This is a genomic window from Erythrobacter litoralis, from assembly GCF_001719165.1.
Taxonomy (GTDB): Bacteria; Pseudomonadota; Alphaproteobacteria; order Sphingomonadales; family Sphingomonadaceae; genus Erythrobacter; species Erythrobacter litoralis.
Genome location: NZ_CP017057.1, coordinates 219,920 through 233,337 on the forward strand (window position 1 = coordinate 219,920; position 13,418 = coordinate 233,337).

General features: G+C 66.1%; 13 protein-coding genes and 1 tRNA gene. 6 read left to right on the forward strand and 8 right to left on the reverse strand.

What is annotated here, in order from left to right:
* Positions 1-109: 109 nt before the first annotated feature.
* Together Ga0102493_RS01000 and panC are read right to left on the reverse strand one after the other, a co-directional pair.
* Positions 110-183: transfer RNA gene (locus Ga0102493_RS01000), tRNA-Gly, on the reverse strand.
* Between the two features lie 78 nt (positions 184-261).
* Complete coding sequence (gene panC, locus Ga0102493_RS01005) at positions 262-1,128, reverse strand: pantoate--beta-alanine ligase (RefSeq protein ID WP_069297412.1); 867 nt, start codon at positions 1,126-1,128, stop codon at positions 262-264.
* A 127-nt stretch (positions 1,129-1,255) separates the two neighbouring features.
* Between panC and Ga0102493_RS01010 the strand changes: the two genes are divergently transcribed.
* The 4 genes from Ga0102493_RS01010 to Ga0102493_RS16065 all read left to right on the forward strand — a co-directional run bounded on the left by Ga0102493_RS01010 (position 1,256) and on the right by Ga0102493_RS16065 (position 4,466).
* Entirely contained in the window at positions 1,256-2,113 is an 858-nt protein-coding gene (locus tag Ga0102493_RS01010; RefSeq protein ID WP_051698317.1) for a division plane positioning ATPase MipZ, read from the forward strand.
* A gap of 4 nt (positions 2,114-2,117) precedes the next feature.
* Positions 2,118-2,465 (forward strand): J domain-containing protein, encoded by a 348-nt coding sequence (locus tag Ga0102493_RS01015; RefSeq protein WP_051698315.1) that lies wholly within the window; start codon positions 2,118-2,120, stop codon positions 2,463-2,465.
* A 317-nt stretch (positions 2,466-2,782) separates the two neighbouring features.
* Positions 2,783-4,198 (forward strand): phosphoglucomutase/phosphomannomutase PgmG, encoded by a 1,416-nt coding sequence (pgmG, locus tag Ga0102493_RS01020; RefSeq protein ID WP_034905754.1) that lies wholly within the window; start codon positions 2,783-2,785, stop codon positions 4,196-4,198.
* Positions 4,199-4,307: 109 nt separating this feature from the next.
* Positions 4,308-4,466 (forward strand): hypothetical protein, encoded by a 159-nt coding sequence (locus Ga0102493_RS16065; protein ID WP_161490020.1) that lies wholly within the window; start codon positions 4,308-4,310, stop codon positions 4,464-4,466.
* A gap of 79 nt (positions 4,467-4,545) precedes the next feature.
* Here the strand turns inward: Ga0102493_RS16065 and Ga0102493_RS01025 are convergent, their stop codons facing one another.
* Complete coding sequence (locus tag Ga0102493_RS01025; protein WP_051698314.1) at positions 4,546-5,427, reverse strand: BON domain-containing protein; 882 nt, start codon at positions 5,425-5,427, stop codon at positions 4,546-4,548.
* Positions 5,428-5,730: 303 nt separating this feature from the next.
* On the opposite strand from Ga0102493_RS01025, the gene Ga0102493_RS01030 reads away from it, so the two are divergent.
* On the forward strand, positions 5,731-8,226 hold the full coding sequence (locus Ga0102493_RS01030; RefSeq protein ID WP_034905707.1) for a ligase-associated DNA damage response DEXH box helicase: 2,496 nt from the start codon (positions 5,731-5,733) through the stop codon (positions 8,224-8,226).
* Between the two features lie 6 nt (positions 8,227-8,232).
* Here Ga0102493_RS01030 and Ga0102493_RS01035 read toward each other — a convergent pair whose 3' ends face one another.
* The 5 genes from Ga0102493_RS01035 to Ga0102493_RS01055 all read right to left on the reverse strand — a co-directional run bounded on the left by Ga0102493_RS01035 (position 8,233) and on the right by Ga0102493_RS01055 (position 12,079).
* Positions 8,233-9,225, reverse strand: a complete 993-nt coding sequence (locus tag Ga0102493_RS01035; RefSeq protein WP_034905705.1) for an aspartyl protease family protein — start codon at positions 9,223-9,225, stop codon at positions 8,233-8,235.
* Positions 9,226-9,348: 123 nt separating this feature from the next.
* On the reverse strand, positions 9,349-9,807 hold the full coding sequence (locus Ga0102493_RS01040) for an ExbD/TolR family protein (protein ID WP_034905704.1): 459 nt from the start codon (positions 9,805-9,807) through the stop codon (positions 9,349-9,351).
* A gap of 36 nt (positions 9,808-9,843) precedes the next feature.
* Positions 9,844-10,371 carry an ExbD/TolR family protein gene (locus Ga0102493_RS01045; RefSeq protein ID WP_174544527.1) on the reverse strand — a complete coding sequence of 176 codons (528 nt, stop codon included), beginning with the start codon at positions 10,369-10,371 and terminating at the stop codon, positions 9,844-9,846.
* A 156-nt stretch (positions 10,372-10,527) separates the two neighbouring features.
* Complete coding sequence (locus Ga0102493_RS01050) at positions 10,528-11,331, reverse strand: MotA/TolQ/ExbB proton channel family protein (protein WP_034905702.1); 804 nt, start codon at positions 11,329-11,331, stop codon at positions 10,528-10,530.
* Positions 11,332-11,407: 76 nt separating this feature from the next.
* Positions 11,408-12,079 carry an energy transducer TonB gene (locus Ga0102493_RS01055; protein WP_034905700.1) on the reverse strand — a complete coding sequence of 224 codons (672 nt, stop codon included), beginning with the start codon at positions 12,077-12,079 and terminating at the stop codon, positions 11,408-11,410.
* A gap of 465 nt (positions 12,080-12,544) precedes the next feature.
* On the opposite strand from Ga0102493_RS01055, the gene Ga0102493_RS01060 reads away from it, so the two are divergent.
* Positions 12,545-13,357 (forward strand): hypothetical protein, encoded by an 813-nt coding sequence (locus tag Ga0102493_RS01060; RefSeq protein ID WP_236922265.1) that lies wholly within the window; start codon positions 12,545-12,547, stop codon positions 13,355-13,357.
* Positions 13,358-13,418 lie beyond the last annotated feature (61 nt).

Genomic DNA, 13,418 nt, shown 5'->3' on the forward strand with positions numbered 1-13,418 from the left:
GACCGAGTTCCCGGGTCTGGCCCTATGAGATGCTGCGTGAGAAGCTATGGGGGAAATGGTGCGCATGCCGACTCCAGAATGGCAGTTGTCTGAAGCTTTTCGGGACTGGTGGAGCGGGTAAGGGGAATCGAACCCCTCTAGCCAGCTTGGAAGGCTGGAGCATTACCACTATGCTATACCCGCCGATGCACACGGTAGCGCCGCCAATGCCACCGAAAGCGCAGCAAGGTCAATGTCGATTGTACCGACGGCCATGTCCGCTCAGCCCGTTTTCGCCCCCACCGCCATGTTGTCGATGAGCCGCGTTCCGCCGATCCTCGCCGCGACCAGCAGGCGGGCGGGCGCGTCCCCAAGCGCATCGAGCGGGGTGAGCGAGGCGGCATCGGCAAGGGTGAAGTAATCGGGCCGTTCGAAGCCTGCCTCCATGAGCCTCTCCCCGGTCGCCGCGAGCGTCGCCGGGACCGGCTCGCCCGCCTCGATCGCGGCGATTGCCTCGCGCATGGCGGCGGGCAGGGTCGCGGCGGCCCTGCGCTGGTCGGGCGAGAGATAGCGATTGCGGCTCGACAGCGCGAGCCCGTCCGCCTCGCGCACCGTGGGCACGCCGAGGATGGCATCGACATGCGGGCGGGCGAAATCGAGATCGCGCGCCATGGCGCGGATGACGGCGAGCTGCTGGAAATCCTTCTCCCCGAAAAACGCCCTGTCGGGCTGGATCTGGTTGAAGAGCTTGGCGACCACCGTCGCGACCCCGTCGAAATGTCCGGGTCGGGCGGCACCGCACAGCCCCTCGCTCACCCCCTTTACCGATATGCTGGTCGCGAAACCGGCGGGATACATCGCCTCGACGCCAGGCGCCCAGAGCAGCGCGACCCCTTCTGCCTCGAGCATCGCCGAATCCTCGGCAAGCTGGCGGGGATAGGCGTCGAGGTCCTCGTTCGGGCCGAACTGGGCGGGATTGACGAAGATCGAGGCGACGACATGGTCGCAATGTTCGCGCGCCCTGCGGACCAGCGTGAGATGCCCTTCGTGCAGCGCACCCATGGTCGGCACCAGGCCCACCGTTCCGCCGTCCCGCCGCAGCGACTCGAGCGCCTTTCTCAACACCAGGAGCGTGCTTGCCGTTTGCACCCGTTCGCCTCCGCCGATAGACTTTGCGCCAACAATGGCCTCTACGCCCCCTAAGCATTCGAGCGCCCGCTCCACAAGCCGCGCCGGGCGCCCGGGGGCAGGGCCGCACCAAGGGAAGCACCGCCGCATGTCCGATGAACCGCACGACAAGAGCGCGCCCGAAGCGCAGAAGGCCGCCCCCCGCGCGGCTCACCGTATCGTCTTCGCGAACGAGAAGGGCGGGACGGGCAAGTCGACCACCGCGGTCCATGTCGCGGTCGCGCTGTCCTATCTTGGCGCGCGGGTGGCGATCATCGATCTCGATCCCCGCCAGCGCACCAGCTTTCGCTACATGGAAAACCGCGTGGGCACGATGCGCCTGCGCGGCCTGACCCTGCCGACCCCGGCCTGCGAGGTGTTCACCGGCGACAGCGTCGAGGAACTGCTCGACGCCATCGCCCGGGTCGAGGCTGATTGCGATTTCCTGATCGTCGACAATCCCGGCCGCGACGATCCCTTCGCCCGCGCGGCGGTGGAGAATGCCGACACGCTCGTCACGCCGCTCAATGACAGCTTCGTCGATTTCGACCTCATCGGCCAGGTCGACGGAGAAACCTTCAAGGTGAAGAAGCTGTCCTTCTTCGCCGAGCTGGTCTGGGAAGCGCGGCTGCGGCGCAGCCGGGCGACGATCGAGCAGAAGCGCCCGGAAATGGACTGGATCGTGGTGAGAAACCGCACCGGCCATGTCGAGGCTCGCAACATGGCGCGGATCGAAAAGGCCCTTGCGGAAATGTCGAAGCGGGTCGGTTTTCGCGTGACGCGCGGCCTGTCCGAACGCGTGATCTATCGCGAGCTGTTTCCCTCCGGGCTCACCCTGCTCGACAAGGGGCATCTGGGCGAACTCGGCACCAGCCATCTCGTGGCACGGCAGGAATTGCGCGCGCTGATCAAGGCGCTGAACCTGCCGGATTTCGCGCCCGCCGCGCCGCAGCTCGAACTCGCCTGAGACCATGATCAAGGCCGCGATCATCCTGCTGCTCGTCATCGTGGTGTGGCGCTGGGCGCTCGGCAGCTGGCCATGGGACGGCCTGTTCGCCCAGCCGGGCCGAGAGGCCGAACTGGCCCGGGCGCGCCAGCTGCTCGGAGTCGGAAGGAAAGCGGGGCGCGAACAGATCGTCGCCGCGCACAGGCGCATGCTGGCCCGCGTGCATCCCGATCGCGGCGGCTCTTCGGAAGCGGTGCACGAAGCGAACGCGGCGCGCGACCTGCTGCTGGACGAGCTGCCGGGCGGCGGCGGTCCCGGCGGGGCGAAAGGCGCGGATGGCTCGGGCGGCGATGACGCTGGGGGCGCCAATTGAGCCGTGCTGGCCCGGCGTCGACGCAACGGGGTCATCCGCCTGCCGCGCCGCGATTGACGGCAAGAGCCCGGCACGCAGAGGCATGGCAGGCGGCACACGTCCGCATTTGCGTGGGCGACGCATCGCGGTATTGACACAAATTGCGTCCACCACGCGCCCATTCGCGCTGGACGGGCGCGAGGCGGGGAAACGGCGGCGCGCTCGTCGGTTGGACGAACAGGAGCGCGCGCGAGGTTTCCTCGCCGCGCCAGACTGACATGTGCGGCGCCTGCATTGCGCGGGCGGCGCCGGAAAAAAGGGCAGGACAAGAACCCGATATGAGCCATACATTCGATGCAAGCGTGCTGCGCGAATACGACATTCGCGGAATCATCGGCCAGACACTCGGCCCCGACGATGCAAGGGCGATCGGCCGCTCTTTTGCGACGCTGCTGCGCGAAGCGGGCGGCGAGACGGTCGCGATCGGCTATGACGGGCGGATGAGTTCACCCATGCTCGAGCATGCGCTGTGCGAAGGGCTCACCTCGGGGGGATGCAATGTCGTGCGGATCGGCCTTGGGCCGACCCCGATGCTTTATTACGCCGAAGCCTCAAGCGAGGAGATTGATGGCGGCATTCAGATAACCGGCAGCCACAATCCCCCCAATTACAATGGCTTCAAGATGGTATTTCAGGGACGTCCGTTCTTCGGCGCCGACATCCAGAAGCTCGGGAAAATCGCGGAAGAGGGGGTCTGGTCCAGCGGATCGGGAGAGGTCACCGAACGCGACGTCATGGGCGCGTATGTCGAGCGCCTTCTCGAAGGTCTCTCCGGAGTCGACGTCGGCGAACTCGCCGACCTCAAGGTCGGCTGGGACGCCGGCAACGGAGCCGCCGGCCCCGCTCTCGAACGGCTCGCCGAGAAGCTGCCCGGAGAGCATCATCTGCTGTTTACCCAAGTCGATGGACATTTTCCAAACCACCATCCTGATCCGACCGTCGAGGCCAATCTGGCCGATCTCCGCGCGCTCGTCGCCGAGAAGAAGCTCGATTTCGGAGTGGCTTTCGATGGCGATGGTGACCGGATCGGCGCGATCGACGGCGAGGGCCGGGTGATCTGGGGCGACCAGCTGCTGATGATCTACGCCGAGGATGTGCTGAAGAATCACGCGGGCGCGACGATCATCGCCGACGTGAAGGCAAGCCGCGCGCTGTTCGACCATGTCGCAGCGCTCGGCGGAGAGCCGCTGATGTGGAAGACCGGCCACTCGCTCATAAAGTCCAAAATGAAGGAAACGGGCTCGCCGCTCGCCGGGGAAATGAGCGGGCATGTCTTTTTCGCCGACGAATATTACGGCTTCGACGACGCGCTCTATGCCGGGGTGCGGCTGATTGCGGCCACCGCCCGGCTCGGCCAGTCGGTGACCGAGCTGCGCGAGGCCATGCCCGCCATGCTCAACACCCCCGAAATGCGGTTCCAGGTCGATGAAAGCCGCAAGTTCGCCGCCATCGCCGAGGTGTCGGAGCGGTTGAAGACCAGCCCCGGCCCCGATGTCGAGGATGTCAATGCGACTGACGGCGTGCGGGTGACGACCAAGGACGGCTGGTGGCTCCTGCGCGCCTCGAACACGCAGGACGTGCTCGTCGCGCGGGCCGAAAGCGAAACCAAGGGCGGGCTCGAGCGGCTCATGGCCCAGATCGACGAGCAGCTTTCGCTCTCCGGCCTCGAACGCGGCGAAAGCGTCGGGCACTAGGCGCTTCGGGCCACGCGCAGGCACGGCGCAATCGACCAATTCCTACAATCGCGCGCGCGCCGGGTTTGCTAAAGGAAACCTCAACGCGAACGCATTCGAGGATGAAGCCATGCGCAAACTGATCGCTGCGGGCCTGTTCGGCGCGACCCTCGCGCCCGCCGGCCTCGCTGCCGAAACCGCCACTGCCGAGCCGCGCGAGCAGGGCGGGAGGGACACCGCCCCGAAACCGGAGGCGGACCGGGCGGACAAGCCCGGCTCGGCCGACTGACCGGACAGCCACGCAAAGGGAGCCCCGCCTCGCGGCGGAGCTCCCTCAGGTGCGTACCGGCCCGGCTTTCGCGCGGCCTTTACTGCTTGCGCGCGCCTCTCGTCGCGGGGTCATCCGCGGTCTCTCCGGAATCGGCGATCCGCAGATTGTTCTGGACGTGCTTCACGCCCGAGATCTCGTGCACGCAATCCTCCGCCTCGCGTTTCTGGAAGCGGCTCGAGACGTGACCGTCCAGCGTGATCTCGTTGTTCTTGGCGGTGACCTTGATCTGCCGGGCATCGACCCGCGGTTCATGCGTCAGCCGTTCGCAGGCGTCTTCCATCAGCCGCTCGTCGGATCGCTTGTAATTCGAGGGGCCCTTGCCGCGGTGGTCGCGCTCGCGGCGGCGTTCGGCATCGTCGTCGCCGAACCAGCTCAATACCTCGTCGCCGGCCTTGTCGAAGAAGCCGCGATCGCGGTCGCGCCATTCGCGCCGACCGCCGCGCGAGCCGTATCCCCGCCCGCCACGATTGCGGGCTTCGTAATCGTCGCGGTATTCCAAGCCGTCACGATCGTCATAGCCGCCGCGCGGGCTTCCATGGCCCTGCATCGGCGGGACGGGATCGGGATTGGGCCTGCCTGAGCGGCCACCGCCGCGGCGATTGTAGCGTTCGGGTCCCCATTCGCGGCCTTCCATCGTCCCCCAGCGGGCGCCCCTGTCGGTGTTCTCCGAGCCGCGCAGCCGATCGTCGTCGCCGGGATAGTTGCGCGTGTTGTCCCTGTCATGCGGGCTGCGGGCGGCCTCGCCTTCGTAGAAACGGTCCGAGCGGCCATAGCCGCGCTGGTCGAAGCGGTCGCTGCCTTCGCCATGCTGATCGGCCCGATAGGGTTCGAACTGGTCCTGCTGGCGCGGGCTGTCATCATAGCCCTGTTGATCGTCGCGGTAGCGGCTCCTCGTGTGGTCCCTATATCGGTCATCCATGATCGTTTTCCTCCATTTCTGCCCTTGCGCACAGCCCCGGCGGGCGGGCAGCCTCCCGCGGGGAGGCCTTCGCGGATTCGCGGGCGAAGACATCGTGGAAACGATTCGAACGGGCGCCGGGGTCCACGGCCCGGCGCGCCCTCGACGCGGCTTGGCGAAATCCAACCTATTGAAATATATGTTGAAATCTCGAATTCGGGACCGGCCGTGCCGGGCCTGCGGCTTCCGCCGGATTCGCGCGCTTGACGATCCTGCCCGCTCGCCGCGAAAGCGGGCAAGCGCGGTTTGCCGGAGCGTGGCCCGATGAGCGCGCAAACTTCCTGCACCGATGTCCCGGCTGAGATCGGGGCCTGGTTCGAAGGGCGCGGCTGGCGCATCCGGCGCCACCAGTTCGCAATGCTGGACAAGGCGCGGGCGGGGTGCGACGCGCTGCTCGTCGCCGATACCGGCGCGGGCAAGACGCTGGCGGGGTTCCTGCCGACGCTGTGCGATTTCGCGCCCTCGGCGCTGACCGGGGCGCCGCCGCCGGAGGGCCTGCACACGCTCTATGTCTCGCCCCTCAAGGCGCTCGCCCATGACGTGAAGCGCAACCTGCTGATGCCGGTGGAGGAGATGGGACTGCCGATCCGGGTCGAGACGCGCTCGGGCGATACCTCGTCGGATGCCAAGAAACGCCAGCGCGAAAAGCCGCCCCATGTCCTGCTGACGACGCCCGAAAGCCTGTCGCTGCTGCTGTCCTATCCGGAAAGCTTCGCACTGTTCAAAGGCCTGAAGCGCATCGTCATCGACGAAGTCCATGCCTTCGCCACGGGCAAGCGCGGCGACCTGCTCTCGCTCAGCCTCGCCCGGCTCCACGCCATCGCGCCTGGCGCGCGCCGCGCGGCGCTTTCCGCGACGCTGGCCGATCCGCGCTCGTTCCAGGAATGGCTCGCGCCGCAGGGTGCCGACGGCACGGGCGAAATCCTCGCCGCCGACCTCGTGCTGGGCGAAAAGGGCGCCGAACCCGATGTCGAGATCCTGCTGCCGATAGAGGAGCGCGTGCCGTGGGGCGGCCATGCCGGACGCTGGGCGGTTGGCCAGCTCTACGAGGCTATCAAGGCCAACCGCACCACGCTGGTCTTCACCAATACGCGCTTTCTCGCCGAATTCATCTTCCAGTGCCTGTGGGAGGCGAACGAGGACAAGCTGCCGATCGGCGTCCACCATGGCAGCCTGTCGAAGGAAGCGCGGCGAAAGGTCGAGGACGCGATGGCGGCGGGCGAACTGCGCGCGCTGGTGTGCACGGCGAGCCTCGATCTCGGCGTCGACTGGGGGGACATCGACCTCGTCGTGCAGATGGGCGCGCCCAAGGGGTCATCGCGCCTGCTGCAGCGGATCGGGCGGGCGGGGCACCGGCTCGACGCGCGGTCGCGCGCCGTGCTGGTCCCTGGCAACCGCTTCGAATTTCTCGAAGCGATGGCGGCGAAGGATGCCGTGGACGAAGGCCAGCGCGACGGCGAGGAATTCCGCCCCGGCGGCCTCGACGTCCTCGCCCAGCATGTCATGGCCTGCGCTTGCGCGGGGCCGTTCCACGAGGACGACCTGCTCGCCGAAATCCGCACGTCGCTGGCTTACGCATGGCTGGGCAAGGAGGAATTCGCGCGCGTCCTCTCCTTCGTCGAGAGCGGGGGCTATGCCCTTCGCGCCTACGACAAGTTCAAGCGTATCGTGCGGGACAGGAAAGGCGTCTGGCGGCTCGCCCATCCGAACCAGGCCCAGCGCCACCGGATGAATGCCGGGATCATCGTCGATTCCGAGATGCTCGCCGTGCGGTTCAGGAACGGCCGCAGCCTCGGCAAGGTCGAGGAACGCTTCGCCGCGCAATTGTCACCGGGGGACACGTTCTTCTTCGCAGGGATGAGCCTCGAGGTCGAAAGCGTGAAGGACATGGACGTGATCGTGCGAGCGGCGAAGAAATCGGCGACGATCCCCTCCTATGGCGGGCTGCGCCTGCCGCTGACCACGCATCTGGCGGAGCGGGTGCAGGCCATGCTGACCGATCGAGCTGGATGGGCGCGCTTTCCCGACGATGTACGCGAATGGCTGGAGATGCAGGACTATCGCAGCCGCCTGCCCGCGCCGGGCGAGCTGCTGGTCGAAAGCTTCCCCCACGGCGGCAAGCATTACAGCGCCTATTACACGTTCGAAGGCTGGAACGCGAACCAGAGCCTCGGCATGCTGATCACGCGGCGGATGGAGGATCGCGGGCTGCTTCCCGGCGGCTTCGTGGCGAACGATTACTGCCTTGCCGTTTGGGGGTTGAAGCCGGTCAGGGACCCCGCGCCGCTGCTCTCGCCCGATATCCTTACCCACGAATTCGTGGACTGGGTGACCGAAAGCCACCTGCTGCGCCGCGCCTTTCGCGAAGTTGCGGTGATCTCCGGTCTCGTCGAGCGGCAGCATCCGGGCCGGAAGAAGACCGGCAAGCAGGTGACCTTCTCGACCGACCTCATCTACGACGTGCTGCGGAAATACGAGCCGGACCACGTGCTGCTCGAGGCGGCGTGGGCCGACGCGCGGGCGCGGATGACCGACGTGGGGCGGCTAGCGGACCTGCTCGAACGATCGGAGCGCCAACTGGTGCACGTCGAACTCGACCGCGTCAGCCCGCTCGCCGTGCCGGTGATGACGATGATCGGGCGCGAGGCCGTGCCGCAGGGGGCGGTGGACGACGAATTGCTGATCGAGGCCGAGGGGCTGGTTGCCGAGGCGATGCGGATCGCTCCCGGGGAGGGGGCGGAGCGGGAGGAGGAAAACTGACCCGGGTCAGTCGCGGCCCGCGCCCTCCTGCTTCGGCTTCGAGAAGTAGAGTACGCCTTCGTCTGGCTGAAATACGAAAGTCATGCGGCTGAAGAAGCCGTAGCCGAGCAGGCCATCCACACCTTGGTGCACCAGCTTGCTTTCGCTTACCTCGACCTCGGCCGTGACGCTGCCCACGGACAGCGCGACGCCCGAAGTAGCCCGCTTCTCTTGGACCGCTCCGGTAGCATCGGCCGCTCTCTGCCGGGCAATTTCGGCGTCGGCCGAGATGTAATCGTCCCAACGCTCGGGGCTGAGGGCGAGCGAGCCGTTGAAGCCGGTGTCGAACAACAATGTCGCGGGCCTGCCGTTGATCGTGGCTTCAATCCTTCCGTTGTCGACCGGGACGCTGTCCGGTTCGCCGCTGTTGAACGTCAGGTCTCCGTCGGGCACCAATACCCCGACACTCTCATCGGGATTGACCATCCATGAAACCCGGCTGAGAATATTGCTGCCGATTATGACGCCAACCTGGCGCCCCAGTTTTTCAGAGATTCCCGAGAGGTCGGTCGCGGGCAGATCGCCGGTCAAGGTAATCTGCCCCGGGATCGTGAAGCTCGTTTCACAGGCCAGCCTCACGTCGAATACGTTGCTCCCTGTCTGCCCTCGTGAACGCGTTTCGGTAAGGGTCCCGCCGAGCCGCTCGATCAGCCCAGTGTCGACATAGGTGCTGTCCGCTCCCGTGTCGAAGATGCCTCGTACGGCCTGCCTATTGACCAGCACTTCGGCATAGATCAGCCCGTCGGACAGATCGTATCTCAGCGGATTCACGCGCTTGGGGGTATGAAGGACCGTAACTTCGATCGAGCGATTTTGCTGCTTCGTGGGTTCTTGTTCGGACTTTTCGCTGGGGCAGAGCGCTACCGGATCTATTTCCACGTTTTGCTGCGGCGCGCTTTCCTGAGCCGCCACAGGGACGGGAAGCGCAGCGATCCCGCCGAGGAAAAGTATTGTTCGCATTGGGAAAAATTATCCCGAACCGATGAACGGTCTGTGAATCCCCCTTTTCCCCAACGCCCCACGAAAAAGGGGCGGCATCCTTTCGGATACCGCCCCTTCGAAGACTTTCGCTGTGAAGCTTGCTTACTGCTGGCCGCCCGCGGCGGGGCCGCCGGTGCCGAACTGGCGATACTTCTCGTTGCCGACGAAGCCGAACTTGGTCACGCCCGACTGCTTGATGATCCGCAGCACCTGGGCCGAGATCTCGTAGCTCGCCAGCGCCTCGGGCTCGAACTGCAGTTCAGGCTCGGGGCTCATGCCGGTCGTCTCCGCGAGGGTGGTGACGAGCTGGCCCTGGCTGATCGGGGTGGCGTTCCACAGGATCTGGTCCTGAGCGGTCAGCACCAGCTTGTTCTTCACCGGATCGATGTCGAGTTCGCTCGGCGGCGGATCGCCCTGCGGCAGGTCGATGTCGACCGAGTGCGTGGCGATCGGGATGGTGATGATGAACATGATCAGCAGAACGAGCAGCACGTCGATCAGCGGGGTCATGTTCATGTCGAGCATCGGTTCGCCGTCGAGCTGGCCTCCGGTCATACCCATGTCAGTTTACTCCTTGGATGCGCGTCGCAGCGGCGATCAGCCGTTGGGATCGACCGGGTTCGAGATGAAGCCCACGGTCGGATAGCCCGCCGCCTGCACGTTGTAGATCGTCCCCGCCACGCAGCGCCACGGCGCGTTGACATCGCCGCGGATATGGACCTGCGGGATCGCATCGGGATCCTGCATGATCGCCTCGGCGCCGCCGGCGCGTTCGACGATCCGGTCCAGCCGGGTGAAGGCCTGGTCGTAGAGCTCTTCCGAGGTGACGGGGGTGATGTTGTTGAAATAGATCCGGCACTCACCCGTGCGCGAGGCGCCGTCGAAGCCCGGTTCGCCGGCGCTGCGGCCGGCCGCGTCGGTGGTGCTGACGGTAAGCAGCAGGTTTTCCACCTTGTTCTTCGATTCGGTCGCCTCGAAGATCGGGATCTCCAGCTTCTCGATCGTCTGGATCGCCACCGGGACCGCGATGAGGAAGATGATCAGGAGCACCAGCATCACGTCCACCAGCGGCGTGGTGTTGATGTCGGACATCGGGGTTTCCCCGCCTCCCATCGAAATCGCCATTGTGAATTCCTACCCTTGAGAATGGTCTTGCGACGAGTCTTTCACGGCTTCCCGGCGCTTTGGTGCCGGTTGTCCTGACCCGTCTGGCCGGCGTTCGCCGGCCGGTTTCCTGGGCGGGCGGAAAGCGTCGCTCCCCGCCCGCCCCGGATGCGTGCCTTACTTCGAGCCTGCCTTCACGCCGCCCGCCGTGGTGGCGGTGGTGCCGGCATTCTTGGCGGCGGGCTTGGCGCCCGACTGCTTCGAGGCTGCCGGGGCGGCCGCCGGCTTCACCGCGCCATCCGAGGAGATGTAGGCGAGGATGTCGGTCGAGAAGCTGTTCAGCAGTTCAGCGATGCGGCGGTTGCGCGACTGCAGCCAGTTGAACGCGAGCACCGCCGGCACGGCGACCAGCAGGCCGATCGCGGTCATGATCAGCGCTTCGCCGACGGGACCTGCGACCTTGTCGATCGAGGCGTTCCCGGCGATGCCGATGTTGATGAGCGCGCGGTAGATCCCGATCACGGTGCCGAGCAGGCCGATGAACGGTGCGGTCGCACCGACCGAGGCGAGGAACGGCAGGCCGCCGGCAAGGCTCGAATTGATCGAGTCTTCCGAACGCTGCAGCGAACCGTGCATGTAGTCATGCGCTTCGAGGCTGTCGGTCATCTTGCCGTGCTTTTCCTGGGCGATGATCGCGTCGTCGGCGATCTGGCGCCAGGCGCTGTTCTTCTCGAGCTTGGCAGCGCCTTCTTTGAGGCTGGAGGTCCGCCAGAACTGGGTCTGGACCTGCTTGTACTGCTTCATCACCTTGTTCTGTTCGAACAGCTTGGTGAACAGGATGTAGAACGAGCCCACGCTCATGATGACCATGACCGCGAGGATCGACCAGGCGACGGGGCCGCCTTCTTCCATCGCTTTCATGAAGCCGAATTCGTTTTTCGGCGCTTCGGCGGCTGCGGCCGTGAGAAGGTAAAGGTTCATTGCGAAAAGTCCTCTTGAAAGAAATGTCCCGAATGGTCGCTCCGGCCTCAGCGGCCTTCGCTTCCGTCACGCAGTGTTACCGTATCTGATAGGTGATCCGGGTGCTCCAGTTGCCGCTGATCGGGTTCCCCGCATCGTTGAGTGCGGGTTCGAACCGCGCATAGCGCTGCATCGAACGGCAGGCCGCATCGTCAAGGATGCTCGACCCGCTCGAGGAGGTGACTGAACAGGCTGCGACGCGCCCGTCCGCTCCGACCGTTACGCGAACGCCCACGGTACCTTCTTCCTCCTGGCGCAGGGCGCGCGAGGGATAGTCCTCGATGATCCTCTGGACCCAGCGGCTCTGGTTGCGCGGCTGCACACCACGCGCCTGCGACGGCGGGGGCGGCGGGGCCGGCGGAGCGGCAGGCGCGGGCGGCGGCAGAACCAACGCCGGCGGCGATGGCGGCGGGATTTCCCGCTGCGTCTGGATCTGTGGCGGCTGCGGCGCGATATTGATCGGCGGCGGCGGGGCGACCGGCGGCGGGGGCGCAGTCTCCTGCGGCTGCTCGGGCGGCGGTTCGTCCGGCTCCTCCGGCGGGGGCGGCGGCTCTTCCACGTTGAACGTATCGACCCGCTCGATGATCTTCTTGGCCGCCGAAATGGCAAGCCCAGAGATCAGCAGGTAACCGACCGCCACATGGATTAGCGCGACGATAACAATGGAAACAACCTTGTTCCCACTCATCTGTTGGTCAGCGTAAGCCATCCAGTCGCTTTCTCTCCATCACTACTGCCGACAGATTGCCGACACACCTGTTCGCGTCCCGGAAAAGCAGGCCGGGGCGCGAAATCCCAATTGTAGGTCCTCCCAAGCCGGGAGCGGCTGGCCCCGCTGGGCGAAGTCAAACCTGACCCGGCTGGCCGTGCATGATCCGTCAGATACTCCCGGCTGCGGGTGCCATGCACGACACTATCGCTGCTCCGGCTTTGGTCCCCAACCCCGGTGCAGGCCTTGCGGGCTTTAACGACTGGCCCCTAGGTGATCAAACGCTTTATCGGTTCAGGACGGATTCACGGGCCCGAACCTGATATGGCAGAGCCCGACATGCGGCCCCTTGCGGCATGCTGAGAGGATTGGACAGGGATGCGCTTTAACCGAAACTTAACAAATGAAAACAAGGCGCTGCGCGCGCTTCGCGCTGGTGCCGCGGGGCTTGCCGTGGCGCTGGCCGTGCCCGCCCTTCCAGCCTTTGCACAGGCCAGTCCCGCAGCGGCACAGCCAGACCGACCTGGGCCGACCTATGCCGATATCGCCGCTCTTGCAGAGGCTAGCGAACTGGTCATCCGGGCCGAGATTCGCGAACAGATCACGCTCAAGCCGGAGCGCGCGCCCGGTGTCGCGCCCGGATTCGCACGGCTTTATATAGAGGGCGCGACGCGCACTCTGCTCGCCGGGCGATCGGGGGTGGGCGAATCGCTCGCCTGGCTGGTCGACGTGCCGCTCGATGCCAAGGGCAAGGTGCCCAAGCTCAAGAAGAGCGAGGTCCTGCTGTTCGCCGACACCGTGCCCGGCAGGCCGGGAACGATCGTGTTGGTGGACAAGGCCGCGCAGCTCGCCTGGACCCCGGCGCTGGAGAGCCGCGTGCGCGGCGTGCTGACCGAACTGCTCGCCGCCGATGCCCCGCCCGAAATCACCGGGATCGCCGATGCGCTGTCGGTGCGCGGCAATCTCGCAGGGGAATCAGAAACGCAGATCTTCCTTGCGGCGAAAGGCGATTCGCCCGTCTCGATCACCGTGTTGCGCCGGCCGGGGCAGGACCCTGCCTGGGGCGTGTCGTGGGGCGAGATCATCGATTCGTCCGCCCGCCCGCCCGAGCCCGGCACGCTGCGCTGGTATCGGCTCGCCTGCGCGCTGCCGCCCGCTCTGCCGAGCAGCGCCAATCTCGCCCGCGATCCCGAAGCGCGCGCACTGGCCGAGGCGGATTATGCGCTCGTCATGTCGGACCTCGGCGAATGCGAGCGGGCGATCACCGAAGCTCCCTGAGGAATGCCGTGAGGCGCGCAGCTGCTTGACGCTGCGCGGCGCATGACTAAGCGCAGGGCGC